The 22,788-nt window shown below is 43.2% G+C and carries 20 protein-coding genes; 9 read left to right on the plus strand and 11 right to left on the minus strand.

Annotated features, from left to right (window positions below; genetic code table 11):
* Positions 1-27: 27 nt before the first annotated feature.
* On the minus strand, positions 28-918 hold the full coding sequence (locus ACXACS_RS08740) for a farnesyl diphosphate synthase (protein WP_474805834.1): 891 nt from the start codon (positions 916-918) through the stop codon (positions 28-30).
* Between the two features lie 29 nt (positions 919-947).
* Positions 948-1,190: an exodeoxyribonuclease VII small subunit gene (gene xseB, locus ACXACS_RS08745; protein WP_136782332.1), complete on the minus strand. Its 243-nt coding sequence runs from the start codon at positions 1,188-1,190 to the stop codon at positions 948-950.
* A gap of 400 nt (positions 1,191-1,590) precedes the next feature.
* On the opposite strand from xseB, the gene pomA reads away from it, so the two are divergent.
* Both pomA and ACXACS_RS08755 read left to right on the plus strand, forming a co-directional pair.
* A complete protein-coding gene (gene pomA / locus ACXACS_RS08750; RefSeq protein WP_012518934.1) occupies positions 1,591-2,352 on the plus strand; it encodes a flagellar motor protein PomA in 762 nt (253 codons plus the stop codon).
* Positions 2,352-3,281, plus strand: a complete 930-nt coding sequence (locus ACXACS_RS08755; protein WP_179983981.1) for a flagellar motor protein MotB — start codon at positions 2,352-2,354, stop codon at positions 3,279-3,281. Before pomA ends, ACXACS_RS08755 begins: the two co-directional genes overlap by 1 nt.
* A gap of 127 nt (positions 3,282-3,408) precedes the next feature.
* On the opposite strand, the gene ACXACS_RS08760 is transcribed toward ACXACS_RS08755, so the two are convergent.
* From ACXACS_RS08760 to ACXACS_RS08780, 5 genes are read right to left on the minus strand one after another with little or no spacing between them, the layout of a single operon-like run.
* Positions 3,409-4,665 (minus strand): class I SAM-dependent methyltransferase, encoded by a 1,257-nt coding sequence (locus ACXACS_RS08760; RefSeq protein ID WP_474805836.1) that lies wholly within the window; start codon positions 4,663-4,665, stop codon positions 3,409-3,411.
* Between the two features lie 2 nt (positions 4,666-4,667).
* Positions 4,668-5,411 carry a DUF1365 domain-containing protein gene (locus tag ACXACS_RS08765; protein ID WP_474805838.1) on the minus strand — a complete coding sequence of 248 codons (744 nt, stop codon included), beginning with the start codon at positions 5,409-5,411 and terminating at the stop codon, positions 4,668-4,670.
* Positions 5,408-6,673 (minus strand): NAD(P)/FAD-dependent oxidoreductase, encoded by a 1,266-nt coding sequence (locus ACXACS_RS08770; RefSeq protein WP_474805840.1) that lies wholly within the window; start codon positions 6,671-6,673, stop codon positions 5,408-5,410. Before ACXACS_RS08770 ends, ACXACS_RS08765 begins: the two co-directional genes overlap by 4 nt.
* A gap of 11 nt (positions 6,674-6,684) precedes the next feature.
* Positions 6,685-7,404 (minus strand): SDR family NAD(P)-dependent oxidoreductase, encoded by a 720-nt coding sequence (locus ACXACS_RS08775; RefSeq protein WP_474805842.1) that lies wholly within the window; start codon positions 7,402-7,404, stop codon positions 6,685-6,687.
* Entirely contained in the window at positions 7,401-7,844 is a 444-nt protein-coding gene (locus tag ACXACS_RS08780; protein WP_474805844.1) for a nuclear transport factor 2 family protein, read from the minus strand. Before ACXACS_RS08780 ends, ACXACS_RS08775 begins: the two co-directional genes overlap by 4 nt.
* 258 nt (positions 7,845-8,102) lie before the next feature.
* Between ACXACS_RS08780 and ACXACS_RS08785 the strand changes: the two genes are divergently transcribed.
* The 3 genes from ACXACS_RS08785 to ACXACS_RS08795 all read left to right on the plus strand — a co-directional run bounded on the left by ACXACS_RS08785 (position 8,103) and on the right by ACXACS_RS08795 (position 10,144).
* A complete protein-coding gene (locus ACXACS_RS08785) occupies positions 8,103-8,678 on the plus strand; it encodes an LON peptidase substrate-binding domain-containing protein (RefSeq protein ID WP_474805845.1) in 576 nt (191 codons plus the stop codon).
* A 118-nt stretch (positions 8,679-8,796) separates the two neighbouring features.
* On the plus strand, positions 8,797-9,408 hold the full coding sequence (locus ACXACS_RS08790; protein WP_179983974.1) for a sigma-70 family RNA polymerase sigma factor: 612 nt from the start codon (positions 8,797-8,799) through the stop codon (positions 9,406-9,408).
* Positions 9,401-10,144, plus strand: coding sequence for a ChrR family anti-sigma-E factor (locus ACXACS_RS08795; protein ID WP_474805847.1), 744 nt, complete (start codon positions 9,401-9,403; stop codon positions 10,142-10,144). Before ACXACS_RS08790 ends, ACXACS_RS08795 begins: the two co-directional genes overlap by 8 nt.
* Before the next feature lie 127 nt (positions 10,145-10,271).
* On the opposite strand, the gene ACXACS_RS08800 is transcribed toward ACXACS_RS08795, so the two are convergent.
* Positions 10,272-11,036 carry an outer membrane protein assembly factor BamD gene (locus ACXACS_RS08800; protein WP_461851800.1) on the minus strand — a complete coding sequence of 255 codons (765 nt, stop codon included), beginning with the start codon at positions 11,034-11,036 and terminating at the stop codon, positions 10,272-10,274.
* Positions 11,037-11,221: 185 nt separating this feature from the next.
* Between ACXACS_RS08800 and rluD the strand changes: the two genes are divergently transcribed.
* The 4 genes from rluD to dld all read left to right on the plus strand — a co-directional run bounded on the left by rluD (position 11,222) and on the right by dld (position 17,642).
* Entirely contained in the window at positions 11,222-12,205 is a 984-nt protein-coding gene (gene rluD, locus ACXACS_RS08805; RefSeq protein ID WP_334059725.1) for a 23S rRNA pseudouridine(1911/1915/1917) synthase RluD, read from the plus strand.
* 16 nt (positions 12,206-12,221) lie between these two features.
* Positions 12,222-12,977: a peptidoglycan editing factor PgeF gene (pgeF, locus tag ACXACS_RS08810; protein WP_474805850.1), complete on the plus strand. Its 756-nt coding sequence runs from the start codon at positions 12,222-12,224 to the stop codon at positions 12,975-12,977.
* A gap of 250 nt (positions 12,978-13,227) precedes the next feature.
* The gene (gene clpB, locus ACXACS_RS08815) at positions 13,228-15,804 is read left to right on the plus strand and encodes an ATP-dependent chaperone ClpB (protein ID WP_474805852.1); all 2,577 of its coding nucleotides are present in this window, start codon (positions 13,228-13,230) and stop codon (positions 15,802-15,804) included.
* A gap of 134 nt (positions 15,805-15,938) precedes the next feature.
* Positions 15,939-17,642 carry a D-lactate dehydrogenase gene (gene dld, locus ACXACS_RS08820; RefSeq protein WP_474805854.1) on the plus strand — a complete coding sequence of 568 codons (1,704 nt, stop codon included), beginning with the start codon at positions 15,939-15,941 and terminating at the stop codon, positions 17,640-17,642.
* Between the two features lie 18 nt (positions 17,643-17,660).
* On the opposite strand, the gene prsT is transcribed toward dld, so the two are convergent.
* The 3 genes from prsT to xdp1 (ACXACS_RS08835) all read right to left on the minus strand — a co-directional run bounded on the left by prsT (position 17,661) and on the right by xdp1 (ACXACS_RS08835) (position 22,581).
* Positions 17,661-20,474: an XrtA/PEP-CTERM system TPR-repeat protein PrsT gene (gene prsT, locus ACXACS_RS08825; RefSeq protein WP_474805856.1), complete on the minus strand. Its 2,814-nt coding sequence runs from the start codon at positions 20,472-20,474 to the stop codon at positions 17,661-17,663.
* A gap of 105 nt (positions 20,475-20,579) precedes the next feature.
* The gene (xdp1, locus tag ACXACS_RS08830; RefSeq protein WP_474805857.1) at positions 20,580-21,479 is read right to left on the minus strand and encodes an exosortase-dependent surface protein XDP1; all 900 of its coding nucleotides are present in this window, start codon (positions 21,477-21,479) and stop codon (positions 20,580-20,582) included.
* Positions 21,480-21,645: 166 nt separating this feature from the next.
* On the minus strand, positions 21,646-22,581 hold the full coding sequence (gene xdp1 / locus ACXACS_RS08835; RefSeq protein ID WP_474805859.1) for an exosortase-dependent surface protein XDP1: 936 nt from the start codon (positions 22,579-22,581) through the stop codon (positions 21,646-21,648).
* Positions 22,582-22,788: the final 207 nt, after the last annotated feature.

A 22,788-nucleotide genomic window follows, 5' to 3' on the forward strand; every position in this document is an offset into this window, starting at 1 on the left:
TATTATCTTTTTCAACATGGCGCGTGGCTAATGGTCGCGTTTCACCAAAAGCTCGCTAAACGCAATTAAACTGTCGGTATTGTAGGGTAAACGCGTCAATGCTTGAAGTGCATTATCGTGAAGCATTTCTAATTCTTGTTTAGCGCCAGCCATTCCGAGCTTGGCGGGAAACGTGTTTTTACCCAATGCTTCGTCTGACCCTGCCGGTTTACCTAATTTCTCGCTGCTGCCTTCAACGTCTAAAATGTCGTCTTGAACTTGAAAAGCTAGCCCAATGTCGGCGGCATAAGCCATTAAATCAGTTTTAGTTTGTGGCAGTAAGCTTTCACTGACAATAGCGACCATTTCAACACAGGCCTTCAGCAAAGCCCCAGTTTTTAGTTTGTGAAGCTGTTTCAGTTCTTCTATCGAGATGGCTTTACCTGTACTGGCTAGGTCAATAGCCTGGCCACCACACATGCCTACGTAGCCAGCACTTTTTGCGAGTACAGACAATAACTGACCACGCTTCGTTTCGGCGTACGTACTTAGTGGCGCATCGGCTAAAACCGTGAATGCGAGGGCTTGCAGCGCGTCGCCAGCTAAAATAGCTGTAGCTTCATCAAAGGCAATATGACACGTTGGCATTCCGCGACGTAAATCATCATCGTCCATGGCTGGTAAATCATCATGAACTAACGAGTAGGCGTGCACGCACTCAATAGCCATGCTTATAGCCATCTGATCTTTTTTGGGCACGTCTAGCGTGTTTCCTACAACCTGCACTAGTAGTGGGCGCATGCGCTTGCCACCTGCAAGCAATGCGTGACGCATTGCATCTTTAAGGCGCGGTGCGTAATCGGGTAAATCATCAATTAAGGTAAGAAGGGATGCATCAGTTTGCTGTTTCACTTGCTGATGCAAAGCAGAAAAATTCATAGGTCGCCTGTAAGTTAAAAATGAACGTTTTACGGCTGTTCACTTTCAGGAAGAGTCTGAAGCGTTTCTTCGCCTTGTTCACTAAGCAATATTTTTACTTTTTGCTCGGCGTTTTCAAGTGATTGCTGGCCTTGACGAGATAACGCTATGCCTCGTTCAAATTTTTCCAGTGCTTTATTAAGAGGCAGATCACCGTTTTCCATTTCGTTAACGATAGCTTCTAGTTCTGATAAAGTTTCTTCAAAAGACGCTGATGCTTTTTCTGTCGTCATAAAAACACTCAATACATTGGCCAAAATACGTGTACCGCGCACATTAACTGAGGGCCGCACAAGGGTCAAATGGTTTGTCCGTATATCGCCTATATCACAGTAATATAGCTTTTTTTTCATGCAGCTGACCACGTTGAATAGGAAGATATTGTGCTATATTCGAAATAAGTGGCTACATTACTTTAAATAGAAGGGTGCATGCGTGTTCTGACAGGTAAGCGAACGCTGTAAGCAAGGACAATGTATAGCAAACCTTTGAACAGGTTTTTTTAAAGTCACACTTAATAAATAACAAATAAATATGATATTTTTCAATAATGTCGTTTTAGTATTTTTATCCTTTGCCGATAGAATATTTGTACATTAACAGCACTGACTGCGCATAAATGGGGAAGAGTGAGTGGATTTAGCAACCGTCATAGGTATGTTGGGCGCCATTGGTTTCATAGTTATGGCTATGATTCTAGGCGGCAGCTTAGGCATGTTCATCGACGTCCAATCGATATTGATCGTGTTTGGTGGGACTTTATTTGTTGTCTTGTCACAATTTACTTTAGGTCAGTTCTTCGGTGCAGGTAAGATTGCTGGTAAAGCATTCATGTTCAAGATTGAATCACCAGAAGAGCTTATTGAGAAAATCGTAGAGATGGCGGATGCGGCGCGAAAAGGTGGCTTCTTGGCTTTAGAGGAAGCGGAAATCTCTAACGAGTTTATGCAAAAAGGTGTCGACATGTTGGTGGATGGCCACGATATCGAAGTGGTCAGAGAGACACTTGCTAAAGATATTTCTATGACGTCAGAACGACATGATTTTGGTGCCTCGTTTTTTAAAGGTATGGGCGATATTGCACCCGCCATGGGTATGATCGGTACCTTGATTGGTTTGGTTGCCATGCTGTCAAACATGGATGACCCGAAAGCTATCGGCCCGGCAATGGCAGTAGCACTACTTACCACTCTTTATGGCGCTTTTTTCGCCAACGTTATCTGTTTGCCAATAGCATTCAAACTTTCTGTGCGAGCAGGGGAAGAAAAGCTCAATCAAAGCCTTGTTCTTGACGGTATTGTCGGTATCGCTGACGGTCAAAACCCGCGAGTTATTGAAGGCGTACTGAAAAACTACCTTGCTGCAAGTAAGCGTGGAAGCGCAGAGGAAGAGTAATGGCCGAAGAAGAATGCCCAAAATGCCCCCCCGAGGGGCTTCCAGCTTGGATGGGAACCTTCGCAGACTTAATGTCACTGCTTATGTGCTTCTTTGTACTTTTGCTTTCATTCTCCGAAATGGACGTACTCAAATTTAAGCAAATAGCTGGCTCAATGAAGTTTGCATTCGGTGTGCAAAACAAAATTGAAGTAAAAGATATTCCTAAAGGGACTAGTGTTATTGCTATGGAGTTTCGACCTGGTAAGCCTGATCCCACGCCAATTGAATCTATTCAGCAGCAAACCAACGAAATGACTCAGCAAATGCTAGAATTTCAAGCGGGAAATGAGGATTCAGCCGGCGGCAGGCAAAAACAGCGTGGCGAACAACGGGGCGGTCAGTCTCAACAGACGGCTACTGAGTCATCTTCATCCGCTGAGCAAAGTACAGACCAATCTCAAATGGCTGAGTTGATGAAAAAAGTGGCCCAACAATTAGAAAAGCAAATTTTAGATGGGTCTGTAGAAATGGAGTCGCTGGGGCAGCAGCTTACTATTCGTATTCGCGAGAATGGTTCGTTCTCAGCAGGGTCTGCTTTCTTGCAGCCACAATTTCAGCCCGTATTAAGAAAAATTGGTTCATTGTTAGCGGATGTGCCTGGAGAAATCGAGATTTCGGGCCATAGTGACGGACAGCATATTGCCAATGAGCTCTATCGCTCAAACTGGGATTTATCATCACAACGGGCAGTAGCGGTGGCCGAAGCTATGCGGACAGCGCCTGGGTTTGATGAAAGCCGTATGTCTGTGGTTGGCAAAGCTGATACTAATCCTATCGTTGAAAATGCCACGACCGCGAGTGATAGAGCTAAGAATCGCCGAGTAGAAATTAATATTAACCAAGGTAAACCAATGATATCCAAACCTATATCAGTGGTAGACGATTAAGCGGTACTCTTTTGAATTACAATATCCACTAAAAAGCGGTGCCATATGGCACCGCTTTTTGGTTTAAAATTGCTTGCTGGGTACTCATACCAATCCGCATAGATAATTACCCACCCAGCAACGACAATCAAACTCTGGCTAGTTCTTCTCTGTACTGAGGTTTAGATATAACAAGTTGTACAGTGCTAATGGTTCTTTCTAGAAAGCCACCTTCGCAGTATTTGAGGTAATAGGTCCACATACGCATAAAGCGTTCGTCGTAACCATCATTCAATAACTCATCTTTAGCCGAGATAAATGCTTCATACCAATGATTAAGGGTTTTCGCATAGTCCACACCAATGTCGTGTAAGTCACGGATCATCATATTCGTGTACTTTTTAAGGTGTGCATTTAACTGGTATTGCGATGGTAAAAAACCACCCGGGAAAATGTATTTCTGTATGAAGTCTACGCTGTTTGAGTAGCTGTCATAACGTCTATCGTCGATGGTTATCGACTGAAGTAACATAAGTCCGTCGTCTTTCAAAAGAGAAGCACATTTTTCAAAAAAGTTTCCTAAATACTCTTTACCAACCGCTTCAATCATTTCAATGGATACTAGTTTGTCGTATTTACCTTCAAGCAAGCGATAATCTTTTTTAAGTAAGGTAATTTTACTTTCTAGTCCTTCCCGTTCAATCCAATCTTTCGCCCATGCGTGCTGCTCTTCTGAAATAGTCGTGGTGGTGACACTGCAGCCGTAGTGTTTCGCAGCATAAACTGCAAGGCCGCCCCAGCCAGTGCCTATTTCTAAAAGGTGATCTGCTTCAGAAAGTTGTAATTTGTCACAAATAGCTTTTAGTTTGTAGTTCTGCGCGTCGTTTAGCGTTGCATTCGGGTCAGGGTATATAGCTGATGAATACATCATTGTCGAGTCAAGAAACCGGGTATAAAGCTTATTACCCAAATCATAATGCGCTTCAATGTTCTTTTTAGCTTGGTCTTTTGTGTTTCGACGCGCAAAATGCTGAATTTTATTAATGGGCATGGTTAGCCACTTAAACTTATTTTCCCACTCATCAAGGGTGGGTAAGTTCCGTGCGAAAATCCTTACTACGGCTGTTACATCGTCACTGTCCCATAACCCGTCCATGTACGCCTCGCCAGCGCCCACACTGCCGCCAAGTAATAACTGTCGATAGGCTTGCACATTTTTGATATTTACTGTAGCGCGCAAGTCACTTTCGTCTGTGCCGAAACGCGCCACGACATCGCCGTTTTCTTGAATAGTTAAGCGACCAAATGGAAGCTGATTTAAACACTTCAAAAATAGTGTTCTACAAGTTTTATCTACAAAAGAGACCTCTGAGGTGGTCAGTAGTACAGATTCACCGAAAGACATTGTTATTGTTCCTGACTCTTTTCTGGGTGTGTATATAGTGGCGTTCGTTTCAGCAATAGCTTAAGCGCGTGCCAATAAATTCCGGCCACGGTTTTTATCGTCATACTGGGTATACGTTTAAGTGCGGCAGATAGATTCGCATTATCTAAAGTAAATTTAGTCAAATTAATCCCAGCGCTAAATTCTTTGTCTTCTCTTACGCAATCCATCGCTAAAGAAAGTCTAGACGAAGGCTGGGAAATCGACCATTTATAGGTCATATCCATAGGGTTAAAAGGCGACACATGAAAAGCCTTAGGTGTATCGGCTTGGCTGTTTAGGTTTACCAGATAGTGATGGCGCTCATTCCAAGGAGTATTGCTAACCTCAGCAAGCATATGAGTATATTTACCCTCAGCATTGCGAAGGTAATAAAAGTTAACTGGGCTGAAATACAGCCCCCACATGCGTAACTGACCTAGCATAAAAACGTCGCCGCTTAGCGCTTTACCATCATTTAATTCGGTCATTCTTTGCAACACGGCTTGTTTCAAAGAAATGGAAGGGTCACCTAGATAGTCTTCTCGCTTGAATCGAACTCGTGCTTTGGTGTGCGCGCTAAAATACTTCAGCGTATCCGATAGCACGTTCAGTTCCTCACTTTCCAGTTTTAACCAAAACAGATAAATGTCGTAGTCAAACTTGTGTTGGGTAGGCTTGAAACGTTGATGATATACCTTGCCTTTATATATCGCGCTTTCTATCACAGGGTTTCACCAAAACGAGCACAAACGTCTAGTGCACTGGTAACGCCGTCTTCATGGAAACCGTTGTACCAGTAGGCCCCACAAAAATGTAAATTATCTACGCCGCAAATCTCACTTCTACGTGACTGCGCTTCAACCATGTTGGCACTGTACTGAGGGTGCGCATATTTATAGCTTCGCAAAATACTCTTTTCATTAATTTCAGGCGTATTATTGAGCGTTACGCAATACGTATTCTCCGCTTCTAATCGCTGGAGAATGTTCATATTGTAGGTGACAGAAGCGGGGCGGGCTTCCTCGCTCGCGTCTTCTTTTAAGCTGTAGTTCCAACTAGCCCAAGCCAACTCCCTTTTAGGTAATTGGCCTGTGTCTTTGTGCATGACTACATCATTTTCCGCATAAGGAATATTGCCAAGAATATCTTTGTGCAGTGAAGTAGGGGAATGAATCATTTTTAACGCTTGGTCGCTGTGACACGCAAACACGACATGATCGAACGTCGCAACTGCACCAGATGAATCAGTAACTTCCCACTTATCATCGCGTTTGGCCACAGAAACTACAGCCGTAGATAATTTAATTTTAGACTCAAATGGTGCAACCAATGGCGGTATATATTGGCTAGAGCCACCTTTAATCGTGTACCACTGTGGTCGGTCGGTAATATTGAGCAGGCCGTGATTATTAAAAAACTGCAGGAAAAAAGTTAACGGAAACTTTCGCGTCTGTTCAAGGCTACTAGACCAAATAGCGGCACACATAGGTAGTATATAGTAGCGCGCGAAATCGTCGCTTAGCCCTAATTCTTTAATAACATCTTCCAGCGTTAACGAAGACGTGTCGCGCTCTTCAGCCACCATGGCTTTACACGCTTTATTAAAAGTCAAAATGTCTTTAACGATGCGCCAAAATTTAGGGCGAAGAATGTTACGTCGCTGTGCAAACAAGCTGTTTAAGTTATTACCGTTGTATTCTAAGTTTGCTTTTTTACTCATCACAGAGAAGCTCATCTCTGTTGGTTGGTAGTCAACGTTTAGCTGAGTAATAAGCTTAATGAAGTTCGGGTAAGTCCAGTCATTGAAGACGATAAAACCCGTATCGATATGATGTGTCTGGCCGTTATCATCGATTTTCTTTGTTGCTGTGTGACCGCCAATGTAGTCATTCGCTTCGTAAACTGTGATGTCATGCTGTCTATTTAAAAGGTGTGCGCAGGTTAACCCTGAAATACCTGTGCCTATGATGGCAATCTTATTATTCATTTTTACTTCTCTTATTGTTTTTCTCGCATGGCCAAGGATAGGCGTCTTTGAATTGGCGTAGGCAATATATGCATAAAGCGTAGGATAAACCCAAAGAAACGAGGGAAGAAAACGGTTTGCTTATTACTTTCTATTCCTTTAAGCATAGCTTCAGCGGCTTCGTCAGCGCTAATTTTCATCGGCATTTCAAAGTCGTTTTTGTCAGTCAAAGGTGTTTCAACGAAGCCTGGTGAGACTGCCTGTACTTTCACGCCTTTATGGTGAAGATCGACTTCTAAGGACTTTGTGAAGTAGTGAAGGGCAGCTTTACTAGAGCCGTAGGCCTGAGTGCGTGTGAAAGGTAATAGACGAGCCATACTGTCGACTATGACCAACTTGTCGCCATCTTTCAATCTCGGGAGTAGCGCGTTAACACAGTGAACTACGCCAAAGAAATTAGGCTCGAAAACGCGGCGGAACATGTCTGGCTCGAAATCTTCAAGGTCTACATATTCACAAGTACCAGCATTGAGTACAGCAATATCAAACTTAACATTTGCTAATGCTCGCTTTGTATCTTCTAGATCTGACACATCAAACTGACAAACGCTAATATTGCTATATTTGCTAAGTTCATCAAGGGCTTCTTTGTTTCTTCCACAAGCAATGACACTATACCCATTATCGGCACACTTGATTGCTAATGCTTTACCTATTCCAGATGTTGCGCCAGTAATTAAGATACTCTTCATTTTGCTAGCTTCCCTTTTATCTTTTTGATTATAAAACCTAAGATAGGTACGTGTTCGTAAACCATTTCGCCCAAATCATAATAATCTTTGTGGTAGATGATGATGTCACCGTCAACACCAAGTTGTGTTGTACCGTCTAGCGTGATCTTTTTCGCATTGTTTTTCAGTACGAGGGTCATCGTCCAATTTACAACATGAGTCACCTTGGATTGACTATGGGCGGCTTGTTGAGAACAGTAGAGGATGTCTGCTATATCGAACTTGCACGATTCGGCTTGGGTAAGAAGGTTAGAAAAGTAGTCCTTAACTTCGTCTATCCCCCTGTGTACTGTGATGGGGTCGATAAATGTAATATCGCTGGCATAGATGTCTTCCAAGTCATCTGGAGATATCTGACATATATCTGTGTAAATTTTACAAAAGCGCTCGATGACATCCATACAGCTTCCTTTACATTAAAATCTTGAGTACTGATAAATCATTCAGTTATGATTTTCTCTGAACCTTACAAAAATTTTTTTAATTATTGACTGCAAGTCTCTGATCTAAAATCTGTTAGTAATTTTATACAAAAACTAAATTACATTAATTATTGAACTTAAGATCATGTTTCTCCGTTTATCCGTGAAAAATTTTCCCATTCGATCCTATTTGTACTCAGTCGCGTAAGTATTTCCGTGTTTTCGGAAGTGTTGAGTATGAGTGTAGAACGTTTTCCCTTATTTCCTTTATCTGCGCACCTTTTGCCTGAAGGCAGAATGGCATTGCGTATTTTTGAACCTAGATATGTGCGTATGGTTAAGCAGGCATGCGCCGAAAATAAAGGCTTTGTGATGTGTATGCTAAACGCAAACGGAGACAAAGGCTCAAACGAACACATCCATAAAATAGGGACATACGCACAGGTTGTCGACTTTGATATGCTCGACGATGGTTTGCTTGGCATAAAGGTTGCTGGTTCTCATTTAGTTGAGGTAAGTAGCATTGAAGTTGAAAAAGATGGCCTTCGCACTGGAAGTTGTAAGGTGTTAGAACCTTGGAAATGCGATTTGGCCCCTCAACAAATAGCGCCTATGGACGAGCGGCTTAAAGAAATTTTTGGAAATTACGAAGAACTGGCGTCGTTGTATGAATCACCGAAATTTAATTGTCCCAACTGGGTATTAAATCGATGGTTAGAGTTATTGCCAGTCGATGGCTCGCAAAAGCAGCATTTTTTAGCGCAAAGAGAATGTACTAGTTTGCTAAATTATCTCTCTGCACTAATCGCTTAATATTGAGAGTTGAAATTGACATTACAAATTCGTAATCCAACATTTGCGTTTTTCGCAATCGTTTTAAGTCAGAACGTCGTAGAATGATACAACCAAAACGGAAAAGCGGACGAATCTTATGTTAGTTGGAATTCCTTTGGAACAAAGTAACAGCACAATCAAACCTAAAGAATGTGCTACTGAAATGTCTGATTACCTTGTGGCGGTTGCTGACGCCAGATGCAAACGATCCTTTGCTAGAGTATTTAACTATTTCGCACCTCGCTTGCGCTCATATGCTTTGAAACAAATGGGAAATGAGGCGTTAGCGATGGAACTTGTTCAAGACACCATGTCAAACGTTTGGCAAAAAGCACATCTTTTTAATGCCGAGAAAGGGTCTCCATCGACATGGATTTTTACAATTGCGCGTAATATACGTTTTGACATGTTGCGTAAGTTGCAGAACCGAAAAGAAGACGTCTGTTCTGATGATTTGTGGCCAGTGCTTTGCGAGCAAACGGCAGACGCGAATGAAGCGCCACTTGACGAGCAGGTCACGTTAGAGCAAATTGGTCATTTATTTGAATCACTGCCGGTAAAACAAAAAGCGGTGGTAGAGGCTATCTATATTGATGGCAAATCTCAGCAGGAAGTCGCCGACGAACTTTCCATTCCATTAGGTACAGTAAAGTCTCGTACGCGTTTGGCGCTTCAAAGATTAAAGGTCATGTTAAACGATAATGATTAGGTTTCATCCCAGTGCCCAACAACTGAAAGATTTCGTTGAGGGCACGCTGTCACCTGCTATATCTTTGATGGTTTCGGCACATTGCGATATGTGTCCGAAGTGCCAACGATTTGTTGAGATTGAGACAGAAAGCTTAGCTGCACAAATGATGTCAGGTGTAAGTGAGAATGTTTTCGCGACTTCTAATGCCTCGCTTCAGTTTGGCGATATGTTTTCACAAATTACACAACTCCCACAATCCTCTGGCGAAAGCATTGAGGCCTCTGGTGTTTCTGAATATCGAGAAACTTTTAAAAAGCCTCGGGCACCATCTAAATCAGAAAACTTAAGTTCTATTGAATTGGATGGCAGAACGTTTACTTTACCTCGAACCCTTCACCGGTATATTGACAAGACTGGAAACTGGTCAAGTTTAGTCGGTAAGCTATGGCAGGCCCCGGTTGATTTAGGTAACCAGGGCGTAGCTAATTTTATATTTATGGGCAGTGGAGGGAGTGTGCCAGAGCATACTCATAGAGGAACCGAATACACCCTAGTTATTGATGGTGAATTTAGCGATGGACTTAGCCGTTATGATACCGGCGACTTTATTTTCATGGATGGTGAAAAGACCCATACGCCCAAGGCTGAAGGAAAAGACGGTTGCTTAGTATTTAGCATTGTAGATCAGCCACTACACTTTACTTCAGGTTTAGCGAGACTATTAAATCCATTTAGCCATCTTTTCTTCCGCTAAAGTTTAAAACGATTGCTTATCAGCTACTGTGCTTACAATCGCTAAATAACAAAAAACGCACTTAAGTGCGTTTTTTCGTTTTAACTATTAATGTTCTATAGTCGTTCGCGTCTCAAACTCTCTTCGACTAGCTAATAAACTCGCTGTCCGGATAGTTAAGTCTAAGTGTCTTCATTGCGTTATCACGAAGCTCTGTAAGACCAAGCTGCTCGTAGCTTGAAACCATAATTTCCAAGGCCTGTTGGACCTGCGTAGTGTTCGGGAAGTGCTCAATAACATAGCGACCACGGTTGGCAGCAGCAACATACGCCTCCCGTCTCATATAAAAGCGTGCAATAGCAATTTCATAACGCGCTAGGCGGTCTTTAATATGAACCATACGTTGCTTCGCGTCAGCCGCATACTTGCTGTCTGGATACTGCTGGATAAGCCTGCGAAAGTCTTCAAACGCTGCGCGCGATTTTGATGGGTCTCTATCCGTACGATCGATGTTCATTAACTCTTGGAATAGGTTGCTGTCTGATTCCATGTTAGTTAAGCCACGCATGTAATACGCGTAGTCAACATCAGAGTGATTAGGATTAAGACGGATAAATCTGTCGATAGTGGCAAGTGTTTCTTCGTTCTTACCCGACTTATAGTAGCTGTAAATAAGATCTAGCTGTACTTGGTGAGACAGTGGACCAAACGGGTAACGGGAATCTAGCGCACTTAACGTTTGAGCAGCAGCGCTAAAGTTACCGACCTCCATGCTTTGCTTTGCTCTGTCGTACAGTTGCTGTGCACCCATGTTAGCTAAAACGGCTTTCTCTTCTTTATCTGAAGAACTACATCCTGCGACAGATACCATAGCGCCCAATAAAACGGGAGCCAGTAGACGAAATGATTTCATAATAATTCTATTTTCCTGCTAAACAGTTTAATACTTCGCTGTCTAAGCTCATGTGTTAAACAACAACACTTTAATTGCATTCTAACGTACTAACGACGAGAAAAACCATACAAAAACGTAAACAAGGCAGTGTACAGCGTGAATACTTGTTATAATACCCTTTTTTAGACGTAATCAATGGTGTTATGACACAGTCGCCGAACACAATACAACTAGAAGCTTCAACGGAAGCTGCGCATTTTGGTTTACGCTTAGATCAGGTTTTGGCTGATTTGTTCCCTGAATATTCTCGTTCTAAGTTAAAAACTTGGATTCAGGACGGAAATGTTGCGGTAAATGGTGAAGTGATCACCGTCCCAAGACACAAAATGCAAATGGATGAACTTATTACTGTACAAGCTGAAATGGACGTGCAGGTAACAAGTGTTGCGCAAGACATTGCGCTAGATATTGTTTATGAAGATGAGCACATCTTGGTAATAAATAAACCTGCTGATTTGGTCGTGCATCCTGGCGCGGGAAATCCAAGCGGTACAGTGCTTAATGCATTGCTAAATCACTATCCCGAAATTGACAAAGTTCCACGTGCAGGCATTGTCCACCGTCTTGACAAAGACACTACGGGCTTAATGGTAGTAGCAAAAACAATACCTGCGCAAACGCACCTTGTTGACCAGCTACAGCGCCGCGAGATGAGCCGTGAATATGAAGCTATTGCTCTAGGTACTATGGTTGCGGGTGGTATTGTAGATGAACCTATCGGCAGGCATGCCACAAAGCGCACGCATATGGCAGTTCGCGAAATGGGTAAACCAGCAGTAACGCATTATCGCGTTATTGAAAAGTTCCGCGCTTATACTCATTTGCGTTTAAAGCTTGAAACTGGTCGTACACACCAAATTCGCGTTCACATGGCCCACATTAAGCACCCATTGCTGGGCGACCAGGTTTATGGCGGGCGGCCTCGTTTACCTAAAGGCGCATCTGAAGAATTTATCGCTGCGCTTCGTGGTTTCCAGCGTCAGGCATTGCACGCTGCCCAACTTTCACTGTTTCACCCTGAGACTGAAGAGTGGATGACCTGGAAAGCGCCTCTACCTCAGGATATGCAGGACTTGCTTAAAGCCGTGAAAAAGGACACCGCGGACAATCCTCAGGATATGCTTTAAGCATGGAGTAGGGCTTATGACGTGGTCAGCTGCAAATTCGCCTCTTTCATCCACGCTGGATTTGATTACTCCAGCGTGGTCATGCCCCTCTAATATTGTCGCTTATACAACGACAAGAAAAGGAGGCACGAGCTTAGGTGATTTCGCAGGCTTGAACGTTGGGGCTCACGTGGGGGATGATCTTTTACTAGTTAAAGCCAATAGAAGCCTGATCCCACACAGCGATAAGATAACGTGGCTAGAGCAAATACACAGCAATCGCGTGGTGTCACTGCCAAGTGTGGATACTACTGCTGATGCAGCGTATTCTTCTTCCAATTCACATTTTTGCGCCGTAATGACTGCTGACTGTGTGCCCATCCTATTATGTGATGAGAGTGGACAAGAAGTGGCAGCAGTTCATGCGGGGTGGAAAGGGCTTGAGACTAATATTATCAGAAATGCTGTTGGGCAATTTAACTGCGATGCAAATAAAATCATGGCTTGGATAGGCCCCGCAATCAGCGGTTCTTGCTATGAAGTGGATGCTCAGCTGGCGAGTAAATTTCGCCATGTAGCCGGCGCCGTTGCCAATAGTAGTAATGAGGGTAAATACCTTTTAGATTTACCTTTAGTTGCACAGATGCAATTGCAGCAAGCTGGTGTTGAAGATATCACGCAAAGTAACCTGTGCACTTACACTGAAGAGGGACGCTTCTATTCGCATCGGAGAGCGACTCATCAAAACAAACGCACAACAGGGCGCTTGGTCAGTGTAATAGGTATGCTTTAGATATCTAATCCTATGGGCATTAGTCCTTAATCCCTTCATTTATTTGCGCTAAATCAAAGTTTCTACAGTATTTGTTATCTTTTTGGCTAACTTTTCAATCTCATACTTGAATCACAATTGCGCAGCCTACATAACTAGAACATAAGCAATACCATTCCTCATAGAGCATTGCCCACTCAGCGAGAGTTAAAATGTTCGTAATTGCGGTGTGTTACCGCAGGTATAGTTGTTCACTTATTAGGTTGAGATTATGAGACTAGATAGATTTACCAGTAAATTTCAGCTCGCGATATCCGATGCTCAATCACTCGCATTGGGGCGAGATCATCAATACATTGAACCTGTCCACTTAATGACCGCCATGCTGAATCAGCAAGGTGGTTCAGTACGCCCGTTGCTTGATCAAGCTAACATTAATGTTAACGCACTTCGTTCTGCTTTGAGTCAGGCTATTGAACGTTTACCTAGAATTGAAGGCATTGGTGGTGATGTTCAATTAAGCAAAGACAGTGGCATTTTACTTAACCTTTGCGACAAGATTGCTCAGCAACGAAAAGACGAATATATAACGTCGGAGATCTTCGTGTTAGCAGCCCTTGAAGATAAAGGGCGATTGGGTGAGATCCTGAAAAGTTTGAATATCACCAAAGACGCTATTGAAAGCGCGATAGATGATATGCGTGGGGGGCAGAAGGTAACAGATCCTAACGCTGAAGACGTGCGCCAGGCCCTTGAAAAGTACACCACAGACTTAACTGAGCGAGCTGAACAAGGCAAGCTCGACCCGGTAATTGGACGTGATGACGAAATTCGCCGTACCGTTCAAGTTCTGCAGCGCAGAACAAAAAACAACCCCGTGCTTATTGGTGAGCCTGGTGTAGGTAAAACGGCGATTGTAGAAGGGTTAGCGCAGCGCATTATTAACGGTGAAGTGCCTGAAGGATTGAAGAACAAGCGCGTTCTTGCCCTAGATATGGGCGCGTTAGTGGCTGGGGCTAAATACCGCGGTGAGTTTGAAGAACGTTTAAAGGCCGTTCTCAACGAGCTAGCTAAAGAAGAAGGCCGCGTCATTTTATTCGTTGACGAACTGCACACCATGGTAGGTGCAGGGAAGGGCGATGGCGCAATGGACGCAGGGAATATGCTAAAACCGGCGCTGGCACGCGGTGAACTTCACTGTGTGGGGGCAACCACGCTAGACGAATATCGTCAGTACATTGAAAAAGACGCTGCGCTTGAGCGCCGTTTTCAGAAAGTATTGGTTGAAGAGCCAAGCGTAGAGGACACTATTGCTATTCTTCGAGGCTTAAAAGAGCGTTATGAACTCCATCACTCCGTAGATATTACTGACCCAGCTATTGTCGCAGCGGCAAGTTTGTCGCATCGTTATATTAGTGACCGTCAATTGCCCGATAAAGCCATCGACCTTATTGATGAAGCGGCCTCTAGCATTCGTTTGCAAATAGACTCTAAGCCAGAGGATATGGACCGTTTGGAGCGCAGGATTATCCAGCTTAAGTTGGAAGAGCAAGCGCTTGCTAAAGAAACCGACGACGCCAGCCATAAGCGCCTCGAAATGATTGAACTTGAGCGCGAGCAAGCAGAAACCAAGTATGCAGAGCTTGAAAAAGTATGGCTAGATGAAAAAGATGCCATGCAGGGTACCCAAACCATCAAAGGGGAACTTGAACAAGCAAAGCTAGATTTAGAAATTGCCCGTCGAGCATCTGATTTGAATCGTATGTCGGAACTTCAGTACGGCCGTATTCCTGAGCTTGAAGCCAAGCTCGAACAGGCGGCTGAAAATGAAACCCGTGAGACCACGCTTCTTAAAAATAAAGTAACGGATATTGAAATTGCAGATGTGCTCTCGCGATGGACAGGTATTCCTGTAGCGAGAATGCTTGAAGGCGAGCGCGAGAAACTGTTGCGCATGGAAGATGTGCTTCATAAACGGGTTGTTGGACAAGAAGAAGCCGTTGAAGCAGTATCAAATGCTATTCGCCGTTCACGTGCGGGGCTTGCCGATCCAAACCGTCCAATTGGCTCATTCTTGTTTCTAGGTCCAACGGGCGTAGGTAAAACTGAGCTCTGCAAAGCCTTGGCTGGCTTTATGTTCGATACTGAAGACGCCATGGTGCGTATCGATATGTCTGAGTTTATGGAAAAACACTCGGTCGCTCGTTTAGTAGGTGCGCCTCCTGGCTACGTTGGCTATGAGGAGGGTGGCTACTTAACCGAAGCGGTGCGTCGCAAGCCTTATTCCGTAATTTTATTGGATGAGGTTGAAAAGGCACATCCTGATGTATTCAACATTTTACTTCAGGTGCTGGATGACGGCAGACTGACTGATGGACAAGGCCGCACCGTAGATTTCAAAAATACGGTTGTGATCATGACATCTAATTTGGGTTCGGACATCATTCAAGATAAGCACAACGAAAGTCAGTATGACGATATGAAAGCATCGGTAATGAGCGTAGTAGGGCAGCACTTCAGGCCCGAGTTCATCAACCGTGTGGATGATATTGTGGTATTCCATCCGTTGGGCAAAGAGCAAATTAAGTCTATTGCTAAAATTCAGCTTGCTTCCTTAAGAGCACGATTGGCGGAAAAAGGTTACAAACTTACTTTGTCTGCCGCAGCTATGGACAAGTTAGCCGATGCAGGTTTCGACCCTGTGTTTGGCGCAAGGCCGCTTAAACGAGCGATACAGGTGCAGGTGGAAAATCCACTCGCCCAGCAATTGCTGGCGGGTGAACTAATACCGGAATCCACTATTCGCATTGATGCTGACGAAAGCGGTCTATTTGTAGTAAGCAGTTAATCAGCAGACCAAGTCTTTAATTCGAAGGCACTGGAAACAGTGCCTTTTTTATTGCTTTATTATTGCCTTGGCACTGTCTTTTCCTTTAGTTTACTCTGCTAAAGTAATTTCAGCGTGAGTGTTAGGAGTCATACGTGGAAACAGCCCCAATTATTAACGCATTAAAACGCGTACTCGGGGAAAGCAACCTTGCCGTTGGAAAACGCCAAACTGAGCACTACCGAAAAGGGTGGCGCTCGGGTGAAGGTGAGGCATTGGCCGTACTGTTTCCAAATACGCTAATGCAATATTGGGAAGTGCTTAAGGTTTGCGTTGAATACAACTGCATCATCATTATGCAGGCTGCAAAAACCGGTTTGACCGAAGGTTCTACCCCGAACGGTGATGATTATGATAGGCCGGTGGTGGTAATTAACACCTTAGCCATGGATGATGTCGTTCTAATAAACGACGGTAACCAAGTGTTGAGTTTTCCTGGGGCAACCTTGTTTAAGCTTGAAAAAATGTTAAAGCCCCTTGGCCGCGCGCCACATTCGGTGATTGGATCGTCCTGTTTGGGGGCGTCTATCGTTGGTGGTGTAGCTAATAATTCTGGCGGCGCATTGGTTAAACGAGGCCCCGCTTATACGGAGTTGTCGCTATTTGCTCAAATCGATGCTAACGGTGATTTAAAGCTGGTTAATCATTTAGGGATAGACTTGGGTGAAACACCTGAAGAAATTATCTGTAATCTCGCTTCAGGCAACTTTTCAAAATCCCTCCCAGAAACGAGTAAAAAAGCGTCAGCCAGTGACTATGAAGAAATCGTTCGAGATGTAAATGCTAGTACGCCTAGTCGCTTCAATGCCGACCCATCAAGACTATATGAAGCCAGCGGTTGCGCGGGTAAAATTGCCATTTTTGCCGTGCGCTTAGACACATTTGAAGTACCTAAAAAAGAACAAACGTTTTATATCGGTACAAACGATGCTGCTGTACTTACCCGTATTCGCAGAGACATTCTGTCGACGTTTGAAAACATTCCTGAAGTAGGTGAATACCTGCATAGAGATATGTTTGATATTGCAGATGTGTACGGCAAAGATACCATATTAAGTATTGAGCGTTTAGGAACTGATTCACTACCTAAAATGTTTGCACTAAAAGGGCGGGTGGATGCTGTGCTTAACAAACTGCCTTTTATGCCTCGCTATTTAAGCGACAGAGTTATGCAGTTTGGGAGTAAGTTTTTCTCTGACCAGATCCCCGCAAGTTTAAGAGCCTATCGTGACAAGTACGAGCACCACCTTATTCTTAAGATGAGCGATGGTGGCATTGAAGAGGCAAAGACTCTTTTAGCCAAACTGTTTACTAAAGAGAAGCTAGATGGTGACTACATTACCTGCAATGAAGAGGAGGCGTCTAAAGCCTTTTTAATTCGCTTCGCAGCGGCAGGTGCTGCGGTGCGCTATCAAATGATGCATCATAAACAAGTAGGGGATATTTTAGCGTTAGATATTGCGTTGCGCCGCAATGACCAGTTTTGGGTAGAAGAATTGCCTGAACACATAGCCAAACATGTTGAAAAGCCACTTTATTACGGACATTTCTTCTGTCATGTTTTTCATCAAGATTACATACTAAAGAAGGGCAGCGACGCTCACAAAGTCAAAGCAGACATGTTGGCACTATTAGATAGCCGCGGTGCTAAATATCCTGCCGAGCATAATGTTGGGCATTTGTATAAAGCAGAGAGTGCTCTACAGCAGTTTTACAGAGAGCTAGACCCTACCAATACCTTTAACCCAGGCATTGGTAAGATGGAGAAGCACAAACGCAACTGTTCGTGCTGTCTTTGAATCTATGCGTAGAGAGCCTTACAGGCTCTCTAATAGTGCTCTAGCCTGCGGACGTCTAAAGAAAGGTCGCTCTACATTTACTGCATACTCTAGCTCTTTTTTCGCTTCCTCAATTCTATTGAGTTTTGCAAGCGTGTAGCCAAGGTGATAGCGGATGTTAGGGTCGTTAGCGTCTCTTGCGAAAGCGTCTCTAAGCATTTTAAGACTACCCTCATAATCTCCCTGTAGCGCTTTAATGTGTCCAAAGGTGTCTAGTATTTTAGAAGAATTAGGCTGCAGCTCATAAGCCTGTCGCGCATAGTTTTTAGCGGTGATCAGTGATTTTTCAATATGCATAATAGCTAAGCGGTTGAAGGCCTCGGAAGGGTTCAATAAGTTTGGCTCTTCAATAAGCTCTTTATAGAGTGCTGTTGATTCCTCGAATTCCTGTATAAAGAAAAGGTACTGAGCCAGCAGATTTTTCGCCAACAGGTTATTCTCATTTTCACGAACAAGTTTTCGAGCGGTTTTCAAAAATACATCAACAAACTGTTCGTTTAACGCGTAGTTGTAGATCGCAATAAATGCCTGTGCAAAGGAAGCGTCGACTTCTAGCGCTTTTTGGAAAGCGTTAATCGCGCTTTCGTTATTACCTTTATTCGCAGCTAATCTTCCCTTCAGAAAGTGATAGACCGGATTCTCTTGCTGGTTTGCTGGAATCGTCGCTAATAGCGACTGTGCTTTATCGTTTTTCTGTAAATCTAACAATAAGCTGGTATAGCGCAAAGTTACAAAAGTACTCGTGTTGGCTATTTCGTAAGCGCGAGCCATGGCACCTAGGGCGCTTTCGCTGTTTCCTACATTGCGAGCTTGGTCAGCATAAGCGATAAGCTTTCCAGCATCGTCGTTAATAAAGTTTCTAACAATGCTTAGCGTTTTTTCCGCATCAGCTCGCTGATTATTTGATAGCTGAAGCGCAGCTTTACGAAGAAGGTAGTCAGCATTGTCGAAATCATCTTTTATAAGCAAATCTAAATGATACAGTGCGTTCTTAATGTCGCCTTGCTGCTGGTATAAAGATGAAATGCGCTCTCTAGCACCGACATTCGAAGGGTTGAGCGTTAATATATCAAGGTAAATTTGCTTCGCGTCTTCTACGGCGCCCGCTTTGGTTAAATTAAACGCCTTTAGCATTAATGTTTCGTTATGCTGAGGGGACAAAGCAAGTAGTTCTTCTACAAGTTGGTTAGATTTTTCTACATTTCCTAAACGACTCTCTGTAGCTGCTAAATTGAATTTTGCTGGAAAGAGGGTAGGGTTTTGCGCTAGTGCTTTCTCAATGTTGTCTTTAGCTTCTGCCAATTGACCTTGTCTAATCAAAATGCCGGCTTTTAGGTTGTACACTTCAGCTTCGTCAGGATAAAGTTCACTTAGTAAATTTGCACCCTTCAGCGCATTATCGAATTGCTGCGCTTGTAAATTCATTAATGAATAGGTGAATAGAAAACCTGCGTTGTCTTTGTAGGTCGGCAAATTCTTTTCAAGAATTGATAGCGCTTCGTCCTGCTTACCTCTGGCAGCCATCAATTTGATTTTAAACAGCTGGAGTTTGTTCTCATTCGGGTACTTATATTCAAGGTTTTGCAATAAGCGTTCAGCTTTAAACGCTTTGTTTTGGCGAATAAATAAATCACCTAGAAGAAGTGCCGAGTCAGGGTCTTCCATCAACGCATCTTGATGGCGTTCAAGCAGGGCGAGCGCTTGCTTATCTTGCTGTGTCGCCATATAGACCTGGCTTAGCATCAATACTGCCTGTAGGTCATCAGGCTCCTGTTGCAAATAGCCATTAAAGTCTTTTGCGGCCGTTTCCATGTTGTTATTAAAGAAGTTTGTTAAACCGCTTATGTAGAGCAACATGGGTTGAGAAGTTATGAGCTCAGGATCAAGCTGTGCCATAAAATCATTAAGCTCTTTTAGCTTTTCGTTATCAATAGCTTGTTGGTTGTCTCTGCTTTGCAACCAGCTGTTGAGTAAGATGGCCAAAGGATCATTAGGCGTGTCTTCAATGATCTCATCTACGAATAGCTTTGCAGTATCGTAGTCTTTCGCTTCTAAATACAAGTCCACTAGATTACGCAAGGCAATAGGGTCGTCGCGGTTAAACGTCAGGGCTTTTTGTAAATGTGCGGTTGCGGCGTCTTTATCGCCTTGTCGGTATGCGAGCTGGCCTTTCAAACGCCATGTTATTGCGTTTTCAGGCTCTAATGACATAGCTTTATTGATAAGAGAACTTGCTTTAGATAAGTCTTCATTTTGAAGGGCGATGGAAGCTAACCCATTTATAGCAGGTACGAAGTTGGGCGTGCGGGAAACGATGGTGTTGTAGTCACGTAAGGCGCATTGCTCTTCTTCTAACCTAATACACGCGGTTGCACGAATCATTAACCATTCACGCTCTGCATCACCCGATAGCTTGTTTAAATCAGAAAACTCTACAATCTCCTGGTATCTGTTTAAGAAAAGCCAAGTGTTGCCCAGCGGCTCTGCCAGAAGGTTAATATCGGCACCCATTTCCAGCGCTTCTACAAACTCCATTTCGGCTGCAGTTAAATAGCCGTTAATAAGCAGTATCTCGCCCATTAGTATTTTAGCAGCTAGGTTTTCTGGGTCTTTTTGTAAACTGTTTTTAAGGTGAATATAGGCTTCATCGTATTCGTTTTCGTTAAAGGCAGTTAAGGCCTTTTCATAGTCTTCTGAGGTAGTTGCGAAACTGTTGAATACGATTAAAGAAGAGGCAACTGCAGAGACAATAGCGCGTTGTACAAAACGCTTTTTATTATTAAAAAAATCCATATAAACCTTCGAAATTTAGCCTAGCTACAGGCTTAAAAATAGCATAAAAAAAGGTGGCCTAAGCCACCTTTTAAAGATACGTGTTTTCTAAGCGTTTTTAAACAATTAAACGCGACGCTTACGTCTATAAAGAACAAGACCTAAACCTAAACTCATAAGTGCAAGGGCGCCTGGTTCGCTAACCTGCGTAGGTGGGGGCGGTGTAGTATCATTACTTGCTAGTTCAATACCTAAAGAACTAAGCTTAAACCCGAAGTTGTTTGAAGAAGTACTGTCGTCGAAAAAAGTATTATATGCACCGACAAGCCAATACTGAGCAGAGGTCAAGTTGGTGAACTCTGATACAAAAGAATCACCAACTTTAGTATTGCTTACGCCATAGTGACCTACCGCGGAAGAAATAGTTGTCTCAGCTACGTCGGCCCAAGTAAAGTCTTGATCACTGGAAAATAACGAAACATCATCTAAACCTACAACAGTGACTTCTTTTTCGCTATCTGGATTGCTGCCGAAATTACTCACCCAAGAAAACGATGCGTCTGTAAGCGTCACATCGGTGCTGAACGAAAGTAATACCATATCGAAGTCCGCAATGCCTTTTTCTGCATTATAGTTATCAATAGAGTGCTTATCGCCCTTGTACCTATTGCGTTCATTTAGGTATATATCATTGTTTATTAAACCAAAGCCTTCACCGTAATCTTTCAAACTCCCCTGATTAACAACTAGATCATCATTTTCGGCTTGATAGTACTTACCATTATAATAACCGCCACTCCAAGTGTCGTAATTACCATTATAGTACCCAGTATCTGCCCAAGAAGTAACTCCGACATAAACGGTAGTGTCATCGATCGTTATTGAGGTCCCGCTAGAGCTATCTGGAGAAAGGGTATAACTAATACCGTCTGTGGCTAATGAATATTCGTTGAGGCTACTGTCGGTTGCATGTGCAGAAAAGGCAGACACTACTGACATAACTATTATTAATTTTCTTAACTTCATACATACGACTCTGATACTAGGAAATAATTATATTATTTTCTTTCAAGCATAATTCGGGCCAAATTTTATGTTGTTGTTTTAACGATAATATTTTTTAACAAGGTAGGGTGCAGTAAAAAAAACTGACAGGTTGTACCACCTGTCAGTGATCTAAAGTCTAATTTCCTTAAATGGCCTTTTTGCGACGCCACATGACGAATAAAGAGCAAGCCATTAGTAGGCCGATAGTACCTGGCTCCGACACTTCCGTAGTATCAGGGGTACCTGTCGTTTCGGTAATTGAGAAACCAACATTAGCAAGTTTGAAAGCGTCGTTACCAATGTACCCACCAATATTACCAAATGCGGTGTTGTATGCCCCTACGAGCCAATATTGCGCTGACTCAGTGAACGCAAAATCGGCGCGGTGCTCTACATAGTCACAGTTCTCAATATCGAAAGATGCAGAAGTAAGCGCATCTGCAACAATATCACTCCATGTATTTACACCAGAGGTCAAAGTAGAGGTGTCATTTAAGGCAGCTACTGAAACTTGACTATCATTACTGCTATATAACCATGAAAAGCTCGCGCCGGTTAGTGTTACTGCAGAGTCAAATGAAAGCAGTACAAAGTCATAATCACGCTCAACATTGGTCACTCCACTTTTATAAGCAGCCTTACTACCTTCATAATAGTAGTTTAGGTTGTCGATAGCATGGTCAGAACTACCTTTGTAGTAAGCTTCGTCATTATTGGTAACTCCATAAGCCCAAGTATTTGAGATTTTTTGTAAGCTAGCGGCAACCACTGTTTCGCCGGTCGCATTATTAGTATCTGAAAATGCAGACAAAGAAATGTTTACGCCATCAATCTCCACAGGAGAGTTATCAGGGTTAACACTATTGTAAACACCATCGTCGACTAGATCATAGGTATACTCACCAAGCGGAGAGTTACACTGCTTACTCTGGGTGTTGCTGCTACCCGATGAGCCGCAGTAGGAGTAATCATGCTTTTTATAAGAGGTGGCAAATGCTGAATTAGCGCTCAGCGTCGATACCAGCGCCATTGAAAGTAATAGCAAGGTCTTGGAAGAAAAGGTTTTGTCTAGTAATCGCATAATCACTTTCCTATATAAAAAGCGCATAGCGCTTCAAGTACAAACCTTTCAAGCGTTGTACTATTTATGTACACACACTTTTTCGGAAAGTACTTAGTTTCAACATGGAGTTGTATGATATATAAACGGTGACCTGTTTAAGGTATGTGACCGTATACCTAGTTATTACTGATTGGCGAGGTAAGTAAGGAAGTAGGTTCTAAATTA

Source organism: Alteromonas sp. AWM4_230 (genome assembly GCF_056158305.1).

Bases quoted from the DNA above. Each gene is read 5' to 3' on its own strand.
- ACXACS_RS08740 (WP_474805834.1), bottom strand. From the start codon at position 918: ATGAATTTTTCTGCTTTGCATCAGCAAGTGAAACAGCAAACTGATGCA.
- xseB (WP_136782332.1), bottom strand. From the start codon at position 1,190: ATGACGACAGAAAAAGCATCAGCGTCTTTTGAAGAAACTTTATCAGAA.
- ACXACS_RS08755 (WP_179983981.1), top strand. From the start codon at position 2,352: ATGGCCGAAGAAGAATGCCCAAAATGCCCCCCCGAGGGGCTTCCAGCT.
- ACXACS_RS08760 (WP_474805836.1), bottom strand. From the start codon at position 4,665: ATGTCTTTCGGTGAATCTGTACTACTGACCACCTCAGAGGTCTCTTTT.
- ACXACS_RS08770 (WP_474805840.1), bottom strand. From the start codon at position 6,673: ATGAATAATAAGATTGCCATCATAGGCACAGGTATTTCAGGGTTAACC.
- ACXACS_RS08775 (WP_474805842.1), bottom strand. From the start codon at position 7,404: ATGAAGAGTATCTTAATTACTGGCGCAACATCTGGAATAGGTAAAGCA.
- ACXACS_RS08780 (WP_474805844.1), bottom strand. From the start codon at position 7,844: ATGGATGTCATCGAGCGCTTTTGTAAAATTTACACAGATATATGTCAG.
- ACXACS_RS08785 (WP_474805845.1), top strand. From the start codon at position 8,103: ATGAGTGTAGAACGTTTTCCCTTATTTCCTTTATCTGCGCACCTTTTG.
- ACXACS_RS08790 (WP_179983974.1), top strand. From the start codon at position 8,797: ATGTTAGTTGGAATTCCTTTGGAACAAAGTAACAGCACAATCAAACCT.
- ACXACS_RS08795 (WP_474805847.1), top strand. From the start codon at position 9,401: ATGATTAGGTTTCATCCCAGTGCCCAACAACTGAAAGATTTCGTTGAG.
- ACXACS_RS08800 (WP_461851800.1), bottom strand. From the start codon at position 11,036: ATGAAATCATTTCGTCTACTGGCTCCCGTTTTATTGGGCGCTATGGTA.
- rluD (WP_334059725.1), top strand. From the start codon at position 11,222: ATGACACAGTCGCCGAACACAATACAACTAGAAGCTTCAACGGAAGCT.
- pgeF (WP_474805850.1), top strand. From the start codon at position 12,222: ATGACGTGGTCAGCTGCAAATTCGCCTCTTTCATCCACGCTGGATTTG.
- clpB (WP_474805852.1), top strand. From the start codon at position 13,228: ATGAGACTAGATAGATTTACCAGTAAATTTCAGCTCGCGATATCCGAT.
- prsT (WP_474805856.1), bottom strand. From the start codon at position 20,474: ATGGATTTTTTTAATAATAAAAAGCGTTTTGTACAACGCGCTATTGTC.
- xdp1 (WP_474805857.1), bottom strand. From the start codon at position 21,479: ATGAAGTTAAGAAAATTAATAATAGTTATGTCAGTAGTGTCTGCCTTT.
- xdp1 (WP_474805859.1), bottom strand. From the start codon at position 22,581: ATGCGATTACTAGACAAAACCTTTTCTTCCAAGACCTTGCTATTACTT.